Below are 19,779 nucleotides of genomic sequence, written 5' to 3'. Positions count from 1 at the left end.
TTTCGCTATTTCGTCAAATGTAACGAAGAATTGCGCTTTTGTAAAGACTTCTTAATATAGTTGCGCTGGAAGGGCTTAGGGGGTACTGACGGCCTCGTCTCGTTCAATGGCTTGCTGCTTTTGCTGAATTGCAGTTAATCCATCCTCGCAAGGAATCTGTGTGGCCATGAGACGCAACCACTCCATCAGTTGTTCAAGCTGTTTTTCCATAGGCAAGACGCTTAGACCTCGTGCCAGCACCTTGGCTTTATTTCCACTTCCAGTCTGGTAAATCAGTCGGCCGTGCAGGTGTTGCGGTAAACCTTGCCTAAGTAGCCGGAAGGCGGGCTCCTCCATCGGCGTTTCCATCGCAATATTTGGCTTTTCTGGCTTAATTCTCGAGATCCCGCAGCGACGAGCTAAGAGTTTGAGCTCCATGAGTTGAAGAAGTGATTGCACAGGACCAGGAATGGCTCCGTATCGGTCTGTCCAGCTAGCTGCCAACTCAATCAGTGATTCATGAGAAGCACAATTTGCGGCAGCTCGGTAGGCAGCGATCTTTTCGTCACCATCAACAATCCATTCCGCTGGCACGAACGCTGTTACCGGCAGATCGATTTGAGTGTCATCTACAGATGGAATGCCCTGTCCTTGGATTTCAGCAAGTGATTCCTGCAACATTTCCATGTAAAGATCGAAACCAATGGTTTCCATTTGGCCGCTTTGTTCAACGCCGAGAAGGTTTCCCACACCACGGATTTCCATGTCTCGCATCGCTAGTTGATAGCCACTTCCTAGCTGTGCAAATTCCTGGATTGCCCTTAGGCGTTGTCTAGCGGTATCACTGAGGGATGCGTCACCCGGATAGAACAACCATGCATGAGCCTGAACACCGCTTCTACCCACACGTCCACGTAGTTGGTAGAGCTGTGCTAGTCCAAATTTATGAGCATCCTCAATGAGAATAGTGTTCACACGTGGGATATCGAGGCCACTTTCAACGATCGTGGTGCATAGCATCAAGTCGGCCTCCCCTGCATTAAAGGCGACCATCGAGCTCTCAAGTTCGCCTTCTGCCATCTGACCATGGGCTACCAACAACTTCAAATCGGGCAGCATCTGTTGAAGTTGACGAGCTACATCTTCAATACCTTCAACACGAGGAACGACATAGAACACCTGTCCGCCTCGATCAAGTTCCTGGCGAATAGAACTACGAACTGCTTCTTCATCAAAAGCGGCTAGGTGGGTTTTGATAGGACGGCGCAATGGTGGAGGGGTTGTGATCAGACTCATTTCCCTTACCCCTGAAAGGCTCATGTATAAGGTTCGCGGAATTGGTGTGGCTGAAAGGGTCAAAACATCTACATCCTTACGAAGAGCTTTGATCTTTTCCTTTTGATTGACTCCAAAACGCTGTTCCTCATCAACAACCAACAACCCTAGTTTTTGGAATGTTGTGTTTTTACTGAGTAGCTGGTGGGTACCGACAACTGCATCGATTGTCCCTTCTTTGAGGCCATTAAGTATTGATTTTCGTTCTGAGCTTGTTCTGAATCGGTTCAGTAAAGCGACCTTGATTGGGTAGGGAGCAAAGCGGTCTGAAAGTGTTCTCCAGTGTTGTTGGGCTAGCACTGTTGTGGGTGCAAGCATGGCTATCTGGCGTCCAGACGTAATTGCTTTGAAGATCGCTCGTATTGCTACTTCCGTTTTTCCGAAACCAACATCTCCGCACACAAGCCGATCCATAGGTTGTGCGGCTTCCATATCGCGTTTTACATCAACGACTGCCTTGACCTGATCAGGTGTTGGTTCATAGGGAAAAGATTCTTCTAGTTCAATCTGCCATGGTCCATCTGGTGGGAAGGCATATCCAGGGGCCTGGAGTCGCTCTGCATAGAGCTTGACCAGATCCATCGCAACTTTGCGAACTAACTTTCGGGTTCGCTCTTTAACTTTTTGCCACGCTGTTCCTCCCATGCGATTAAGTTTTGGTGGCGATTCACTTGTTGATCGATACCGACCAAGGCTGCCGAGCTGATCGGCGGCCACGCTGAGAGTTCCATCCAAATACTCGATAACCAAATAGTCACGGACCTCACCACTGATGGCCAGTTTTTCTAATTTTAGAAAACGACCGATGCCGTGATTGCGATGCACGACGAAGTCCCCAGAGCACATTTTATTGGGGTCAACCGTACGACTCGCCGCCTGTCGTCGTCGTCGAACATAACCGGTAGATCCAAGGGTTTTTTGACCAAAAAATTCACGGTCAGTCATCAAAACGACACGCCAGGCTGGCAAGATCAGCCCCTCTAAATCCACAGAACCGGTTGTCTTTAAAGCTACTGGGGTGTTTTGCTCGAGCAAACGTTCAATGGCTGGGTGATCTTTAGCGTTTGGGACGAAGCGTGTGATGCAGTCATGCTCCTCAAGAAGAGCCACAGCACGGCTTGGTTGTGCTGATAAAAGCCAAACGGGATGATGTTCTTTTTGATAATTTTTGATTTGCTCTCCTAACCTGCCGAACTGGTTTGGGTTGGCTGGAATTGGCCGACTGGCAAGATCAAAACTATTTGCATAACCATCGTCTTCATGGAGTTCGGCAAGATCAATGCCAGCAAAGCCATCTGTGGTTGCATAGCTTTCTTTGATGCTGCGATGAAGCAATGGAGGCCAATACTTCTTTTGTTCATCAGTCGACAATCCCAATGATTGACCCACATCAATGTGATGTTCTTCTGCATGTTCAAGCCATAGTTTTCCATGTGCAGAGCCATGACGCTTCTCATCTATTGCGATAAAGGAGTTGGCAGGAATGTAGTCAAGTAGCGAGGCAGGTTTGTTCCATGCAATACCCATTAACCTTCTTATACCATCTGGTGTAGAACCTTCTAATAGTTGATCTAAAGTCTCCTCACTAACAAGACGGTCAAGCCCATCGGGCATGGACTCTCGTAGTTGATGAGCAATTAATGGACTAAACCCTGAAGGGGTAAGGCAAAGCTCATTAACTTCATCCAGGGAACGTTGACTGACTGGGTCGAATTCTTTTAATTTGTCAAGTTCATCACCGAATAACTCGAGGCGAACTGGTAATTCACTGCTTACTGGAAATATATCAACGATGTCACCACGACGACTCCAGGTAGCTTCCTGATCAACGGTTGTAACTCGATCATATCCAAGTTTGCTAAGAGTATTGGCTAAGCTTTCCAGGTCTATATGCTCTCCACGACAGAGTATTTCACACTGTGATGCGAGTGCATCAACAGGAGGTAGATGTGGCTGCAAAGCTCTTTCTGTGGCCACAATGGCTCGATCCCAACTTCGGGTTGATTCTCCAAGAAGTTCACTTAGAACCTGCAATTGCCCCCATACGATTTCTGTTGTGGGGTCAAATGGCTCATAAGGTGATCCTTCACTTGTTGGGTAGAGATGATTATGCGACCAACCCATCATTGCAAGCAGCGAAGACCAGCGATTGGCCTCTTCTAGTGTCGGTACGATCACAACCAGTGGACGGCTCTGCTTACGAGCTATTGCACTTGCAATTAATGCGCGCCCGACTCGCCCGGCTCCCCGCATCAGTAAGCGGTCGTTTCGATTACTTCTATCCACCAACTCACCAGTGAGAGTCGACTTCTGAAGCTGACGAACTAATGAGCTCAGAGGCATGGTTGCTAAATAATCATCAAAATTAACATGTTATAAATATAGCTTGTGTGACCCAAGTGAAGTGTTTTGTTCAATTGTTAGGCAAGGCCTAATTCTTGAACAGAACTCATATCAATAAAAATCAAAATCTCTAGGAAATTAGATCTTTATTCTTGAGTTCCAACCATGGGCATTGAAACATTGCCAGACTTTATTTGTTGAACTAAGTCTGGCGCAAAAATTAACGCGAGTATGATCAGTATTATAGAGAATAGTCGAACGGCTACTTTGCGATCGATTATACGTTTAATATCATGAGATAACTGTGGGTTTGCAGGAGGGTATAGCATCAACATATCTTGATGAATTGTATTTGTATGTGCGGTTGTGGGGTGTATATCCCATGGGTGTTCTTTTTCAAGTGAGTGTTGATGCCAATCCCAAAAAAGATTAATCATCTTGTCTTCTGCTAAAAGTTTGGTTTTGTCTTGGTTCAAGTATCCCATTTGCTCATTAAACGTTTGAGTTTGTAAGACGAGATAATCTTCCGAGAAAATTTTATAAAACACTTTTTGCTGCCTTTGTTTAAAGAGAAGTAATTTGCACAGAAGCTTATTCCTAAGAAACTTTCTATAATGACGAACAATGATTCGTGCTCTATTATGTGACAAGGGGATATGATCTAAAACTTGTACATATCTTGCCTGCTCAGTTGCTCCCTTGAAAATAATCACACGGCCAGGAGGGATGAAGATTTGAGAAATGAATTCATCCTTGTTATTTTCTTTCTCATGGTAGACACTTCGAAGATGATATTGGTCTTTATTAATTGACTGGTTGAAGCTTTTAATTGTTTTTCTGTTAACATCATTTCCTGGCAATGTATTGCCATGTAGCCAAAAGATATGTAAGATGTCCAAATGATTCTCTATGATGCGAGACCAATCGCATTTAAAGTCTATAAATACTTCTTCATATTCGTAATCTTTCAAGTCAAAGCCATATGCCTCTGGAAGACTATTCTCTAGGTGAGATTTTATCTGAAAATCTTTTGGGCTAGGCTGTGCTTCTCCTGTATAATAGATATATATATAGTCACCTTGCTCTACACAGGGATATTGCCTGAGGTGTAAATGTTTCGCGAAGTTATCATAATGAGAGTCAATAATATGGTTGCATGTTATTCTGTCTGATCCATCATGATTGCAAGATGTCGTATAGCGAGCTCCATGATATGGACAAACAATTTCACCATTTTCATTTTCTCCTCCACGAAAAGATGCCGATCGATGCGGGCATGAATCTTTGATACATCTCGGCTTGTTATTTTTGTCTCTGTATATCACTAATGGCTCATTAAACATGGACAGATGATATAATTCATTTTCTTTTAATAACTTACTAGCACAGACGGAATACCAACCCAGTAGGCCTACTGAAGGACGTATGGCTTTCTCGATTGGAGACTCAACTGTCAACTTGGTCTTTTTTTTATTAATTCGATTTTATCGTGCAGGCAACTGGTTTGTAAATTCTGCAGTTATGGCGTAATAATATTGATATTCTGGTGAGCTTCTCATTGGCCTCTTGGATGCGACGTTAAGACTCATAAACCCTTGTGCTGCAGGCGATCACACCGGTGACCCCTGGGCCTCACCCCCCCCCCTGACAGGACGTTTGTGGCACTTAGCTCACCGCTTTCTGGTAGATCTTTCCTGCCTTGACGGCACGGGTTGCGGCACCTTCGTATTTTGACAACTCAGTTGATTATTCAGGCTAAAATTATTTAACGCTAACAATTTATTCAATATACCAACTCTGACGAATCAGCGAACAGACTATCAGTATCTCTTTGCCTGAATTTCAATTGGCTGTTTAACTCTTATGTAGCCCTCCTAATTAGGCTGCCACTGATAACAACAACCTATTGTGGATCTTTTGACAGCTTAAGAGTTTCTGATTCATAATATCGTGCAAGATGCTATTCCCTGAGGCCTGATTCCGTGCCATTGATTCTTTCCCATGTAACAGGATAGTTCGGTCTAATTGTTTCCGCATGCTCAACAGCCTTATTTTATAGGCATCCAATCCTCCTTTCAGGCTTCCAATTCTCATTGTCTATCAAGCTCATGTTGACCTAGAGTATTGATACCTCTTGAATTTATCGTTTGAGCCTTTGGCGTTTGTGTATATTAGTTCCAGGCTAACTTAACAGCTAGTCTTCGTTGATCTACATTGATGCCACTCTATAGGTTTATACAGTCTTGGTCGATATATTCATTGTCGACTTTCTCGATGATAGCTAACTCTAAGCTTTTTCTTTATCAAATAGTCAACATATACGAATCATGCAGACAATATTTTTATGTTGATTTTTGCCTATTTGATATCAGCTCTGCTTCTAGAAGCATGTTGAAACTCAGCAATTGTTGATCATTTAATTGTTGTCGACTTCTCGCTTTTAGTTGCTCTTGTAGGTATCTTCTGCCTTGCTCTGGTGTCCATCTAAGTTTCTCGAGCAATTGATCACATTGGATCAAAAGATCTTTGCGGCGTAATGGTTGGCTAGCCTCATTAGGGTCTTCTCCAGGCTTTAATCCTTTTAGTTGATTCAGAAAGGAAGTTAAATCACTGTAGCGAGTGATGCGATGACGACTTGAGTGACCAAAGCACTTCTGCAGGTAAAGCATCTCCTGTTCTCTATCCCATCCGATTCTTTGTAGCTCATGATCTATTGCTGCCAATTCATCACTCCAGTCTTCGGGATCTGTTAGAGCATCTACTTGATGCTCTGATGTTGATAATTGTTCTATATTATTTGGTTGATGATTCTGCTCATCTTTTTTGAATGGCACGCTGATCAATCTTTTATTAGTGCTTGACTCTGAATCAGTTTCTTGAGTCTCAACTATATCACTATCATTGAGATGGCTTGTCTTGTTGGTTAGTCGTTGGATCAGCCTTTCTATCGCTCGGTCTTCTGCAGACTCAGCTGTCGGTCCCTCTCCTAAGGCACTTCCTAGAGGATCGCCACCTTTCCAACCCGAAACGTGCACAATGCAACGATTTGGGTCTGTGTGGCACAACTTTACCTGGATCTGCATCACCAACGGCTAAAGCCAGTCTTGCTGGGCATTATTGACCACACCAACTCATAACTGCGCTGTTTGTGATTTCTCTATTCCTTTCGCCTTTACACATTGGTCTTCTAAGCATGCTCCTGTCAGGATTGGTCAAGTCTGGTTTGAATCTATGACAATTTTTGAAACACGCTAAAGGAGGACATCTGGCAAAGATAACCCTTGAGTTAGATGTTGAACCCCACCCCAAGACCCTGGCCAACAGTCGCTTGCAATTGTTGTATTAACACCTCTCCAAGTGCCCTGCTTTTGCCTTCCAATTGGCCTTGTCGAATGAGTAAAGGGCATGTTTTTGTACTTACGACTAGGCCCAGATCGGATTCGCAAGCCAGGATCTTTCCTGGTTCATGTTCTCCATCTTGCCATCGTCCAAGCAGTGGCCTTACTTCTTCCGAAAGCTTAGATTTCAATTCCTCATCAAGTGGCTCAGTGGCTTGTACTTTCAGCCTTTTGTTATTCCAGCTGCTGAATGCGTTTGGATAAAGGCCCATAACCCTGCGATGCAAATCCATTGCAGATTGATTCCAATCAAGAATGTGGTCCTTTTTCGAGAGCATTCGGGCATATGTCGGGTCACCTTCAATCTCTTCCTGTTTGATGACTTCCAATTGTTTCCAACGTTCCGATTCGACTCCAGGGCCTGCTGCTGCAATCCTTGGCATTGATTCTAAAAACAATTTTGCTGTTATAGAGCTCAAACGATTAGATAGCTGATTCGCATTTTCGAGTAAGCCGATAGCAACCCTTTCCTGGACTAAAACAGGTCCTGTATCAAGCCCCTCTTCCATTGCCATGATTCCAACGCCTGTCACGCTGTCACCACTTAGCAAGCTCCATTGAATCGGTCCTGCTCCTCGCCAGCGGGGTAGCAGTGAAGCGTGACCGTTCCAGCAACCGAGAGGAGGTTGATTGAGAACTGTTGAAGGAAGAAGCTGCCCAAAGGCGACTACAACAGAAATATCAGCCTTTAGTGATTTTAATTCTGCTTGAATGTCGCCCTCATCCCTAATCCGTTCAGGGGTGAATACACGCAACCCCTGATCCATTGCTCGTTGTTTGACGGGTGAGGCCATTTGCTGATTACCACGCCCACGACGACGATCAGGCTGACTCACCACGCCAACAATTTCATAGCCTGAGTCATTTAAGGCATCCAGAGTTGGCACTGCATAGCTGGGGGTACCCCAGAACAGCACCCTCATGCTTCACCGGTAATTGATAAGCCTTCGACCCACACATGAGGAGATACCCCACCATGTGTGATCACCTGTTCAGCTTCCATATTCACAATGCTATTCAACAGCGTACGGATGTCTCCAGCAACTGTCGCTGCTTCGATCGACACCCTTTCCCCTTTGATGACCAACCAACCATTAAATGGCAGAGAGAATGAACCCTGACTTGCTTTAACCCCAGCATGTAGAGCATTTAACCCTTCGATTAACACGAAGGTTTCTTTGCTCCTGCTGTGTTGCAGATGAGTATTTGCACTGTTTTGACCTTCAGTTTTGCTCACTTCAAACCAATCGGGTCCCACTGATACCTTTGCTCCCAGTCCGGCATGGCCAGTTGGTGGTACACCAAATGCCCTTGCGGTAGCTTCCGAGTGCAGGAAACTCTCAAGTCTTCCACCGTTGATTAAGCAAAGTTTTTGAGTAGGTGTGCCTTCACCATCGAAACTAGAGGCCCCTACATGTGCAGGATGTAGGCCATTATCATGAAGGGAGAAGAATGGAACGGCGATATTTTTGCCGATTGTTTCTCGTTGGCTGAGGCTGACGCCATCGAGCACTGCTCTGGCATTGAACATGCTGCTGAAGGCACCGATCAAGTCTAGGAAAGCCTCTGGTGTAAAGCAGACGAGATAACACCCAGTGTCGATCGGCTGATAGTCAAGATGACTGATTGTTCGTTCTGCTGCTTCATCAATACATCCATCAATATCCAGATCGTGACTACCTAGAGCAAGGCGAATTGCACCACCACTGCGTGGTTTACGTCCACTTTCTTCTGCGCGGGCAAAAAGGTAAAGGCTGGCTTGACTACGCTTCATTTGACGAAGCGCACCATCGCTATTGAGATAAACTCGTTCGTAGGTTGCTTCTCCTAGACCGTTGTAAGGAATGCTCTGTATAGCAGGATGTCGACTAAGAAGATCAGCTTCGGCCTCTTTAAGAACCTCAAGCATTCGTTGAATTCCCTGTGCTGGTCTTAGAGGTCGCTCTAGCTTTGGTAACGGAGATTTAGCGAGTGTTGAGAAGGCAGGAACGTCATCGGCGTTGCCAAAGTCACTTGCCTGACGAGCACCAATAAGCGCTTTCTCTATTCCTTTTTCTGAAAGATCTGAAGTGCTTGTGATTCCTACAAGCCCTTTGTTGTTCCATACACGTACTGTGATTGAGCTGCGTTGCGCACCCTTCATTTGCTTGGCTTCGCCACGATCAATTTGAACAGAACTATCTGTGCTGCATGCTGCTCCTAAATCCCATTGGTGGATACTCTCGCGGCTAGCAAGTTGACTGAGTTTATCCCGTAGAGAATGAGTGTCGAGTTCGATTGCATTTGCTGCTTTTATTTCGGACATCATCAACGCCCTCCCACGGTGATTGAATCGACTTTGATATGAGGCTGCCCTACGGTGACAAAAATGTTACCGCTTATTGACCCGCAGAAACCGGCTGCCAGCTCAAGATCCTTGGCACACATAGAAATCCGTGGCATCACATCTTTTGCTTCGCCAATCAGAGTGGCTCCTTTAACAGGTTTGCCGAGCTTGCCTTTCTCGATCAGATAGCCCTCTTCTACAGCAAAATTAAATTGACCTGTGGGTCCAACGCTGCCTCCACCCATTGATTTGCAGTAAAGGCCTCGGTCGATCGAGGCGATGAGTTGTTCCGGTGAGTGCTGGCCGGCGGCGATATAAGTGTTGCGCATGCGGCTAGCTGCAGCGAATGTGTGGGACTGACGTCGGCCGCTGCCTGTGCGCTGGTGACCGGTACGGAGCTCACCGGCTCTATCGCTGATGAATTGCTTGAGCACACCGTTTTCAATTAATACCGTTCGCTGACTTTCCATGCCTTCGTCATCCATGCTCAGGGAACCGAAGGCCCCATCAGTAATCCCCTCATCGATTGCCGTTACAGCTTCATGGGCGATCGATTGGTTCAACTTGTCGCTGAAAGGTGTTGTACCGCGCTCGATCTGAGTGGTCTCGAGCAAATGCCCACATGCTTCGTGAAAAATCACACCACCAAAGCGGTTGGCGAGTACTGCTGGCATTTGACCGGCGTCCACGTAATCGGCATAAAGCATCGTGCCTGCGCTTTCACAAACTTCCTTGGCGCTCGTTTCGGCATCCCACTTGCGAAGGTCGTCTGGACGTCCCGATGTGCCATAACGGCGACCAATGCTTGAGCGGTGCTCGCCATCTGTAGCAAGGACATTAAGCCCTATGGACTGATGCAAACGGATGTCGCGTCCAAAGGTGCCATCACTGGCAGCCACGAGAACCTCCTGCCAGTCGCGGGCATAACTGCCTCGCCGCACCTGCAGATGGGTTCCATATTGATCAAGCAATTGAGTTCCGTTTAGAAGGCGATCACTTGCTTCATATAGCTCTGGGCATTGATTGAGCCATTGGGCCTTATCGATGGCGAAATCACGAAGGTTCGGCAGACCATTAAATGATGAGCGACCAGCCTCATTAACCTCAAGCCCAAGCATGCTGAGAGCTTGCTCTAATGCATGCTTCAGGCCTGCATCTGAAAGATCATTGGTACTGACAAAGCCATCTTGTTTGCCCAGGAACACCCTGATCCCAGCCCCCCTGCCGAAGGATGGAGTGACACTGGTAATGGTGTCTTGTTCAGCAAGGACGCTGAGATGATCAATTTGCTCCAGGTAGACCTCCACCAGATCAGCACCGGCAGTTCGACCACGCGCTAGTAGTAATTCCAGTTGTGGTTGCCAGTGGCTATTCAAGGCTTCTGCCTTATGCACCAGGCTTTGATCCGGGGTGTAGGTCGAGACCAACCATTTCTCCTGCAGCTTGCGTTGATTATGGAGAGAATTTGCGTAGATATGTAGATGGACAGCGCCGATCCAGGCGAACCGCAAAAAAAATGCTTATTTCGTTCTCTGCATCGTGGCTTTGGAAACGGCGAAAATACGTTTAAAAGCCTGAACAGGCTAATAAGTCTCTCAGTTTGCAGTCAACCATTTCTGACCATTGAGCCGCTGCAACAGACGTGAGCGCAATAAAGTCAATGTCATCTTTTTTTCATCAATTAGGAATGGCTCTATGAGACTTGGTTCTGTTCCAGTCTCAGCTAGAGAAATAGTCTTTTTAGAAGCGATTGAATCACTTGCAAAGCAAAGCCAAAAGCGACGACCGAGGGGGATCTCACCACAGACCATCCAGCAAGGATCACCGACAACTGGTCGATCTCCCTGAATCAGCTCAAGAGTTGATGGTGGCATACCTCTTTCAGTAAGTGCCTGTTTTATGTTTGGAAGAAAGTGATCACGAATAAAGGTCTCAAAAGGTTTGTCTTCTACCTTTGCAGCTGGAGGTTTGGAGGTTTGAGGCTTTGCTCCCTCCTGTTGATCTTCAGTGGGGTTGGTTCTCAATGGATTTTCTAGAGTTGGTTTTTGTTCAGCTGGCTTTTGAGCATCCGCATTAGGATTTACTCGGTTGTCGTTGTCGTTCACTGGATCAGTACAGACGAATGAACTTTAAACAGCTTTGCGACGAACTCAAAGATCCGTTGAGTTCGATGCGCGATTGGTTTACCAGTCCTCACTGAGAGAATCTCCCCAAGAATCATTTTCTATTGATGAATATCTATGTGGAGCGTTGCTCTCGACAGGTGGACGCTGGGGCGATTTGTCATCATGCGTTTGCCGCCTTACTGATGATCTTCGTACGACTCGGAATGGCACAGCCACGGTGGGAGATGGATCTCTTAAATCCCGTTCTGGGTTCTCATCATGCTTTGGTCTTGATTGGGATGGTTCATCGTTGGCTGCCTGCCAGTTTCGTTGCCACGTGGTGCTGGGATTGGGTGAAGCCTCTCTTACCCCTTGATAGAAATGATCATGTGATGGGTCTCTGCTTAGTGGTAAGGAGAGACTTGTGGTTAGGGCGAAAATTGCCCCTGCGCTGCTGCCAAGGACCATCCACCCACCTAGTGTCCAGGTTGGAGATCGCCAATTCAATATCCTTAGGTTGACAGGTTGGTTGAGATTGAAACCTGCTACTACAACCACAGCCAGCAGAGGACTCAGGCAAGGCAAAAGTAAGTACTTTTGCAGTCTTGTCATTTTGAAGGACCATTCCAGCGGTTAATGGGGGCGAGCCTTTCATCAAAGAGGTCGAACAATCTCACAACAAGAAAATCAACCATCTCTTCAATTGTGTTTGGTTTTGTGTACCAGGCAGGAATTGGTGGCGCAATTTTGGCTCCTGCTTCTGCAAGTGATGTGAGGTTGCGAAGGTGAATGATGCTCCAGGGCATGTCCCTTGGCGCAATCACCAGTGGCCGCCCCTCTTTGAGGTGAACGTCTGCACAACGCTCGATTAGATCGATTGATACACCAGCATTGATTCGACCAATTGTGCCCATACTGCAGGGCACGATTGCCATCCCGCGGGTGCGGAAACTACCGCTTGCGATGCAGGCAGATTGATCATTCCATCGATGGCATCTCAGATTGCCATTTTTTACTTGTAGATGATCGCGCCAGAATTTCTCCTGATCAGAAGGATCCACTGGAACTTCAACTCCTCTTTCGGCTTTCCACACCTGAAGAGCCCCGTGGCTGAAAATCAAATGGACGTCACGGTTGTTTTCAAGCAAGAGCTGCAGCGATCTTTCAGCTAGAGGTTGAGCTGAAGCTCCAGAAACGGCAAGGACATAGGGATCCATAAACTATGCCTCATTTGAGCTGACTAGTTGTCCATTATTCTTGGAGATTTTTCCTTTGACCTCACTTTTTGTTGTTGTTGCTGTTGCTTGATTAGTTAGATCAGAATTAACATTCATATTGGCTTCAACAGTTATTGCTGATCCATTAACTTCGAGGTCAATTTGGTTCCTTAAGGCATCAACTTTGACAACCTTCACGTTTACTTGATCACCAAGTTGATAGATCTTGCGATTCTTCCGACCCACCAATCGGTTTTGACGTGAGCGATATTCGTACCAATCGTCATTTAAAGAGCTGACGTGGACAAGGCCCTCTGCCATAGAAGGTGGAATTTCCACAAAGAACCCATAACTCTGCACTCCGCTTATCACCCCCTGATGTTCTTCCCCAACAAGGGGTTCCACGATACGTGCCTGAACCATAGCGATCAGGTCTTGTCGAAGCTCTTCAGCTTGACGGCGCAGTGTGTTGAGGCGATGCACAAGGCTTTTACTGCAGATTTCTTCTAGGTTCTTTTCTTGGCTTGTGCTGAATAGTGGCCATTTGATTTGTTGCCAGCATTCACGGGACCCCAGAACCACTTTTTCCTTTTGTCGGACATTTGGACGATCTTTACCGTTACTTAAAAGTGACACTATGATCTCTTGATTAACAAGATCTGTGTAATGGATAGTTGGACAGCACCAAGGTGATTGTAGGTTCGAATCCTTTGTCTTTGTGTCTTCATGGTCGGATTCAATCTTTCCATTCTCTTTCTGACTATCATTAATTCCAAGTCTTAACACAGTTTCTGGCAGTGCATGGCGTAGTTGCTGATCCAGCACTCTTCGACAGGCTGTTGTAGAAAATGCTTTTGCAAGCTCTGTGGCAGCAGGACTACCTTCTTCATCAAGTTCCAAGGCAATATCAAGAGCTAATGCTGATTTAGCAACGTCGTTCAAGGTGCTGTTGTCTGCTTCTGAAGCCTCAATCACCAGGCCAGGGAGTTGCAAGTTCTGGGCATGTTGCGCCCAGGCACGATGAGCAGCTCTGATCATTGGGCTCAAAACTGATTGGGGGTCAGTTTGATCAAGAGGAAGAGCCCATTGATGATGATATGAATCAGGGTCTGCCCAGCGGAGGTCGCCAAGACATTGAAGTTCTGGAACAGCCAGATCAAGCTCTATAGAGCCACTGGCCTGTTCTCCCATTTGCAATGAACGAGCACAAAAGATCAATGTCTCGAGTTGGGCTAAGTGATCCTTAACGGACTTCAGAGCAGCAGGGACTGTTCTTGCCTTTGGTTTCCTGTTGCTAAGAGCTGTGAGGGTCTTAGGTCCGATTTCGGCTACTGGCTTGATTGAACTAAGGCTGAAATGCCAATTAGTTACCTCACCATCTGCCGAGATGTCGAGAGCAACGCTTACTGCATCGTTGATTTCCCCAACTTTAAATGAACAGGCTTTTGAAAGAATTTGGCCGAGTAGGGGATGCCAAACTTCACCAAGGCAGAGAGCTTCCGCTCGATCTCTTAGCCAGAGATCCAGGTTGTTCCCAATACTCAGACGTTCTGCTACAGCAGGCGCATGAATCCACAGACGTGTGCCACCTGCATGGGGCTCCACATAGACTGCTGGTAGGGGTGGCGCATCAGATACCTGCCAGCTGCGCAGTAGCAACGCTGGCTGCGAGCTCAGATCTTGCCGATGTTTAGCCGTTGGGGTCTTTAGGCTGCTGCGTGGGGGAGCAGGTCGATCTTGAAGGTTGGCTTTGGTAAGAAGAAGATCACGATCACTTGAGGGGCCTCCATTCAAGGGAAGTGACCGTGCTACATGCCCTTCAGCGGGGAACTGGGCAATGGGATAGCGATCAAGCTTCACCTCCACCACGCTTGTCTGCTCCCCATCATTCAGATGGGCTTGATCACCATCTGGCAGTTGGATCGTTGCAAGGATGCGGTCATCAAGAGGTATTGCAAGGATATTTTGATCTTTGCGTTCAACATGACCAAGCAAGCTGGTGGTGCTCCTTTCGAGGATGCATTGCACCCCACCTTCTGGCGATCTTCGACGCCCCCCATCTCTTGTGATGCGGACTAGTACCCGATCTCCGTTCCAGGCATGGTTGAGCTGATGATCGCGAATATAGATATCGTCTCCCCCATCATCTCTTAGGGCAAAGCAAAATCCTTTACTGCTGCAGCGCAAACGAGCTTCAATCAGTGACTCGTCATCACTACGCTTTATTGCACCGGCTTCTTCGTTGTTGACAATGCCGAGCTTCAAGAGAGCCTGAAGGGCTGTTTCAAGACCGTCGCGATCGGCCTTTGTGGTGAGCTTGAGAATTTTTTCGAGTTTTTTGATCTCCAGTCCCCCAGTGGGGGGTAACTGGTCAAGCAGGTCAGCGACCGTGAACTTCATTGAGATAGGAAGGTAGAAGACCAGTCTTCATGACCGGCGGTGCCATCACCAAAGAGGAATCCGAAGACAGCGCAGAGTCAACATTGGCTCTGAGTTAATTCTAGACATTTAATAGCATTTATTTCTCAGGGGCTTCCTCCTCTGCAGAAGAAAGACTCAGGTTTGAGAACATAAGGCGTAGGCCAATGATCAGAAAGCCTAACGAAGCCAGCAATTGCAAAAGGTTTTCAGGGATTAAAGCAGCCATCGATCCTCCGGCCATGGCTCCCAACAGGCTTGCAAAGACCAAAGCACTTGCAGAACCAAGAAAAACAGCAAAAGGTCTGTTTGTTGTTCCACTGATGGCTACGGTTGCCAGCTGTGTCTTGTCACCGAGTTCGGCAAGGAACACTGTGATGAATGTCGATAACAGCAGGGTGAAATCCATAGACTTAATTATTGGCTTGCGATTAGCAGAGACTGTGTTGCTTGTAGTCCAAGCCATAACCCCAAGCCCACCATCAGCACCCCGGCCATTTTTTGCAGGCGTTCTGGTGGCAGGATTCCAGCCAGCCAGCGACCCACCAAGACGCCCACCAAACTGGAGGAGATGAGAGCTAGGGCAGCCCCGAGAAACACAACCCATGGTTGGCCTGACTGAGCTGATAGCAATAGGGTTGCTAGCTGGGTTTTATCGCCAAGTTCAGCCAAAAAGACTGTGGTGAATGTTGTTAACAACACCGTTGTGAAACCCATTGCTCCGTTCTCAGGAGCGGGTTTTTGAATTGTGTCCTTAGAAGTTGGTGCCTTAACCATCTTTTTGAAATGGCAGGCGCAGGCTACGTTCAAAGGTTCGTAGCTCTCGGCTTCTACCGCCATAGACAGATCGAATCTGCTGGCGGCAGCAGTGGATTGCAAATGATTCTGATTTGTCCTGCGGCAGATTAAAAAGTGTTGCCAGTAAACCAACCCTGCAGAAATCAGGGCGGGAATTATAGATGCGACAACGACGTCCACCAGTGTCGTAATGCTTGCACCAGCCGTCGGGGTTGACCATCCCGAAATAAATCTCTTGCTGCCTTTCATTCAGTACTGCGATCGCTTCTCCTCGATCAGTGGGATCTAGACGGCAGCAGGCTCCGCAATTTTGAATGCATTGCCACTTCGTCCAGGCATCGCTCATCCTTCATGCTGTGACAAGGCATCACAGAGTCGGTAATCAGTCACACTTTATGTGACCGCAATCTCGTATTCTCTACCAGTCAAAAGGGATCATCTCTAAGTCGCTATGGACACTGCCATCCGCATTCTCGAGATCTTTGGGCCACTTGGCGCAGTCGCCCTAGCCGGTCCAGCAATTATATTTCTATGCTTCTATCAAAACCGATTAGGTCTTTGAAGTTCGGCAAGAGCGTGATAGATGGGCGTACGTGCCACCAACCTTCCTATGTAGGCGGCCAGCACTGAACAAAGAATCACACCTGCAAAAAGTTGCTGATCGCCAACTAGTCTCCAGGCGAACACAATCGAGACAAGGGGAAGCTGTGTGGCACCAGCCAAACCAGCAGCCATCCCAAGCGCTAGGCCGAGATGAGTGCTTGAACCAACCAATCCACAGAATGTGTAACCGAGGAGGCCTCCAAACGCAAGTGAAGGGTCAATAAGGCCTCCAGGTACACCAGGTGAAAGTGCAATCATCGGAGCCAAGACGCGAACCAAGGTGATCCATATAGACGTTATTCCTTTTGAAATAGAGCCACCATCAGGGAAATGGTTTGGCATGCCTTCTTGAATCAACAATTGCAGAAGCCCCTCTCCATCACCTGTGCTTGTCCCCCAGCTGGTTAGAGCCAAGGCGCTTAGGCATATTCCAAGCAAAAGCCCAGTGCGGATTGGTCGTTGACGCACCCATGGTTCAAGAAATGAAGAGCACCAGACAAGGCCTCGATTAAAGAATCCCCCCACAAGCCCAGCCAAAATCCCAATTGGAATAGCAATTAAGAGCTGCTCGGATTCTGGAGCCATCACATTGATCATGCCAAGACCGAAGATTGGTTCTCCGCCAACGCTGCTAAACCAAGCCGCGGAGATTCCAATCACAAGAGCAGGCCAAATCAAAGTGAGGGAATATTCAGTTGTGAGTTCCTCAATCATGAATATTGGTGCTAGTAGAGGCGTATTGAAGCCTCCTGCAAGTCCAGCACCGCCACCAATAGCGACAATCTGACGCTCATTCAGTGAAGGGAGCCAACGCTTAAAACGTTTGTGAATTGCACGTGCAACAGCTGCTCCTACATGCACCACTGGCCCTTCCCGTCCAAGAGGGAAAAGGGCAACCGTTGCAATAGTCCAGAGAAGGCCACGTTGAATGGTTCTAGGTGCAGCGAGAGCAGGTGCTAGCTGTGAGTGATCTTCAAGAGCATTCATCGTCTGGGGTATCCCAGAGCCAGCTGCATCTCGCCATGGCCCCCGCTGCAGTAACAAGAGGATTGGCATCACTCCTATCGGCAAAAGTGCCAATATCAGACCAATGGGCCGCCATGCACTTCCTGTTGTTGCTGGTAACTGCTGAAATAGAGACTTTTGAATTGCATCAATCAGGTTGAGTGGCAGGCATGCAAGGCCGATTAGAAGGCCAATAATCAAAAGACATAAAAGATGTTGAAAGAGCTGAATAATCTCAGATTGTTTTCTTCCAATCACTCCTGGGATTAATTGTTCGAGCCGTCGTAGATCAAAACTCATGGGCGAAGTCCCAGACCTATTAATCCCTCTTCGATCAGGTTATGAATGTAAGGATGTCTAGCTCGACTGTCAGTGCATTGAAGCTTTCCATTGCTTGACAAGATGGCTTTTAGAACCTCACCTTTAGGATTAACTAGTACCATTTGACCTTCTTTGTCGATAAGGCAGCGATAGGTTTTATCTTTGCGATGAAGGTTGATTTCAGGGCAATATGCCCGCAGGGCGACAACCTCCATCTGCAGGCGGTCCTCCCCTTGCCAGTGGTTCATGTTGATTCGAAATACTACGTCAATCCGTTCAGGAACTTGGGCTTCGCTTATCCATCGCCACGCAATTGCCCTTCTCTGGCAGTCACCTTGGGCCAAAATTAGTTGCAGGTGACCACCACGCATTCTGTGCTGGTCAACAACAAGACAATTCCGTGCCCAGAACAGTGGAGCTGGGTGACCAATGCCAAAGGGCTCTAGTTGCTGAAGGCTATTCCATAGATCCAAGTTGATCTCATGAAGCTTTAAAAGTGTTTCTGGTGAAATAGAGACCCCACCACCAACAGTTGCATGCCAATTGCTAGCCAGCTTATTTAATGCTTCATGAAGTGCTCCTACTTTTTCAGCTCGAATCGTAAAACCACCTGCTGCTGAATGGCCACCAAAGCGATCAAGATGAACAGCACAGGCCTTGAGAGAATCATTCACAGCGAACCCAGATGGTGCACGTACAGAGGCTCGTAGACGTCCGTCTCCCTCACCAGCAAGTAATGCAGTTGGGCGAAAATATCTTTCCATTAGACGAGCTGCCACGATTCCGATCACGCCATGGTGCCAATGATTCTGAGCAAGCATCAAAAATGGTGGAGGTGTTGCACCCTCGGCCTCAACCAGGGCAATAGCTTCTGCCTCAATGGCATTACAGAGATCCTTGCGCTGCCGGTTGAGCTGGTCACATTGACGAGCAAGGGTCATGGCCTCGTCTTCGTTATCGACAGTCAAAAGTTTCACCACGAGCTGCGGATCACCTAGACGCCCTACCGCATTGATCCTTGGGGCTAGCTGGAAGCCGATGTCTTCGGCTTTAAGGGGACGTTCTTCTATACCAGCCAGCCGTTGGAGAGCTCTAAGGCCTTTACATCGGGTTCGATGCAGATTGTTCAGACCTTCTCTCAAGAAGGCTCGATTTGCACCAGTGAGCGGTGCCATATCCGCTACTGTTCCAATACAGAATAAATCTCTTGCAGGCCCTATAGCTTCTTTGCAATCCATCGCTTCAGCAAGAGATGAAGCAAGCAGGTATGCCAGACCTACGCCTGCCAGGCATCGGTAGGGTGAGTCTTGAGGTGTTACTGATGGATGAAGCAGGCAGAGCACATTAAGAGGTGAGTCTGGGAGCGTGTGGTGGTCGGTGAGGATCACCTCCATAGAGAGGTTTTCTGCCTGTTGCAGTGCCTCTTGGGCTGTTACACCGTTGTCGACGGTGACAATCAGTCGAATTCCCTGTTCATGAAGCCTTGTCACCATGTCGCGATTGAGACCGTAGCCTTCACTTTTTCGGTTCGGGATCGCAGCTATTGGTTGAGCGCCAAGACACTTCAACGTCACCATTAGCAAGGCTGTGCTGGTCATCCCATCGGCGTCGTAGTCGCCACAGATGGCGACTGATTCTGCTATTTGACAGGCTCCCTGCAGACGCACAATGGCCTTCGCTAGATCAGGAAAGTGATCGCAAGGATCTGGTGGTTTGGGTGGTTCCAGGATCGTTGTAGCTGTAGAGGAATCCAGCACGCCTCTGCGAACCAGCACGGCCCTTAGAGGCAAAGGAAGAGGAACTTCTGGCAGAGGATCAGAGGGGATGGGCCTCGGCAGTTGCCAGCTCCAGGTGGGATGTTCGGATGATGACAATGGTCCTAGGCAACCTTTTGCATTTTTAGCGTTGCTTCAAGCTGTCAGGGAGTTGTA

At 47.5% G+C, this 19,779-nt stretch carries 15 protein-coding genes; 1 reads left to right on the top strand and 14 read right to left on the bottom strand.

The features are described 5' to 3' along the window. Nucleotides 1-75: 75 nt before the first annotated feature. The 7 genes from mfd to SIB68_RS03055 form a co-directional block, all read right to left on the bottom strand. Complete coding sequence (gene mfd / locus SIB68_RS03085) at nt 76-3,657, bottom strand: transcription-repair coupling factor (protein ID WP_063400542.1); 3,582 nt, start codon at nt 3,655-3,657, stop codon at nt 76-78. Nucleotides 3,658-3,803: 146 nt separating this feature from the next. Continuing rightward, entirely contained in the window at nt 3,804-5,114 is a 1,311-nt protein-coding gene (locus tag SIB68_RS03080; RefSeq protein ID WP_063400541.1) for an aromatic ring-hydroxylating dioxygenase subunit alpha, read from the bottom strand. A gap of 885 nt (nt 5,115-5,999) precedes the next feature. Next, complete coding sequence (locus SIB68_RS03075; RefSeq protein ID WP_063400539.1) at nt 6,000-6,740, bottom strand: hypothetical protein; 741 nt, start codon at nt 6,738-6,740, stop codon at nt 6,000-6,002. 203 nt (nt 6,741-6,943) lie between these two features. Then, the gene (gene fmt / locus SIB68_RS03070) at nt 6,944-7,978 is read right to left on the bottom strand and encodes a methionyl-tRNA formyltransferase (protein WP_063400538.1); all 1,035 of its coding nucleotides are present in this window, start codon (nt 7,976-7,978) and stop codon (nt 6,944-6,946) included. Beyond that, nucleotides 7,975-9,363, bottom strand: coding sequence for a TldD/PmbA family protein (locus SIB68_RS03065; RefSeq protein ID WP_063400537.1), 1,389 nt, complete (start codon nt 9,361-9,363; stop codon nt 7,975-7,977). The genes fmt and SIB68_RS03065 overlap by 4 nt, the downstream gene beginning before the upstream one ends. Continuing rightward, nucleotides 9,363-10,808 carry a TldD/PmbA family protein gene (locus SIB68_RS03060; protein WP_063400713.1) on the bottom strand — a complete coding sequence of 482 codons (1,446 nt, stop codon included), beginning with the start codon at nt 10,806-10,808 and terminating at the stop codon, nt 9,363-9,365. Before SIB68_RS03060 ends, SIB68_RS03065 begins: the two co-directional genes overlap by 1 nt. A 168-nt stretch (nt 10,809-10,976) precedes the next feature. Continuing rightward, on the bottom strand, nt 10,977-11,486 hold the full coding sequence (locus tag SIB68_RS03055; protein WP_063400536.1) for a DUF2996 domain-containing protein: 510 nt from the start codon (nt 11,484-11,486) through the stop codon (nt 10,977-10,979). Nucleotides 11,487-11,520: 34 nt separating this feature from the next. Between SIB68_RS03055 and SIB68_RS03050 the strand changes: the two genes are divergently transcribed. Beyond that, the gene (locus SIB68_RS03050) at nt 11,521-11,862 is read left to right on the top strand and encodes a hypothetical protein (RefSeq protein ID WP_413681911.1); all 342 of its coding nucleotides are present in this window, start codon (nt 11,521-11,523) and stop codon (nt 11,860-11,862) included. 232 nt (nt 11,863-12,094) lie between these two features. Here SIB68_RS03050 and SIB68_RS03045 read toward each other — a convergent pair whose 3' ends face one another. The 7 genes from SIB68_RS03045 to recJ all read right to left on the bottom strand — a co-directional run bounded on the left by SIB68_RS03045 (nt 12,095) and on the right by recJ (nt 19,722). Further along, nucleotides 12,095-12,703: a flavin prenyltransferase UbiX gene (locus SIB68_RS03045; RefSeq protein WP_063400534.1), complete on the bottom strand. Its 609-nt coding sequence runs from the start codon at nt 12,701-12,703 to the stop codon at nt 12,095-12,097. Between the two features lie 3 nt (nt 12,704-12,706). After that, entirely contained in the window at nt 12,707-15,103 is a 2,397-nt protein-coding gene (locus tag SIB68_RS03040) for an RNB domain-containing ribonuclease (protein ID WP_063400533.1), read from the bottom strand. A 118-nt stretch (nt 15,104-15,221) separates the two neighbouring features. After that, the gene (locus SIB68_RS03035) at nt 15,222-15,530 is read right to left on the bottom strand and encodes a TMEM165/GDT1 family protein (protein ID WP_063395925.1); all 309 of its coding nucleotides are present in this window, start codon (nt 15,528-15,530) and stop codon (nt 15,222-15,224) included. 8 nt (nt 15,531-15,538) lie between these two features. Then, nucleotides 15,539-15,838 carry a TMEM165/GDT1 family protein gene (locus SIB68_RS03030; protein ID WP_011130142.1) on the bottom strand — a complete coding sequence of 100 codons (300 nt, stop codon included), beginning with the start codon at nt 15,836-15,838 and terminating at the stop codon, nt 15,539-15,541. Between the two features lie 52 nt (nt 15,839-15,890). After that, nucleotides 15,891-16,265 carry a YkgJ family cysteine cluster protein gene (locus SIB68_RS03025; RefSeq protein ID WP_063400532.1) on the bottom strand — a complete coding sequence of 125 codons (375 nt, stop codon included), beginning with the start codon at nt 16,263-16,265 and terminating at the stop codon, nt 15,891-15,893. Nucleotides 16,266-16,459: 194 nt separating this feature from the next. Beyond that, complete coding sequence (locus SIB68_RS03020) at nt 16,460-17,827, bottom strand: chloride channel protein (protein WP_063400531.1); 1,368 nt, start codon at nt 17,825-17,827, stop codon at nt 16,460-16,462. Beyond that, a complete protein-coding gene (gene recJ / locus SIB68_RS03015) occupies nt 17,824-19,722 on the bottom strand; it encodes a single-stranded-DNA-specific exonuclease RecJ (protein ID WP_063400530.1) in 1,899 nt (632 codons plus the stop codon). The genes SIB68_RS03020 and recJ overlap by 4 nt, the downstream gene beginning before the upstream one ends. Nucleotides 19,723-19,779: the final 57 nt, after the last annotated feature.

The sequence above is a fragment of the Prochlorococcus sp. MIT 1323 genome, assembly GCF_047304905.1.
Classification (GTDB): Bacteria; Cyanobacteriota; Cyanobacteriia; order PCC-6307; family Cyanobiaceae; genus Prochlorococcus; species Prochlorococcus marinus_D.
Note: the sequence above shows the minus strand (reverse complement) of the source record. Positions and strands in the feature narration are given on the sequence as shown.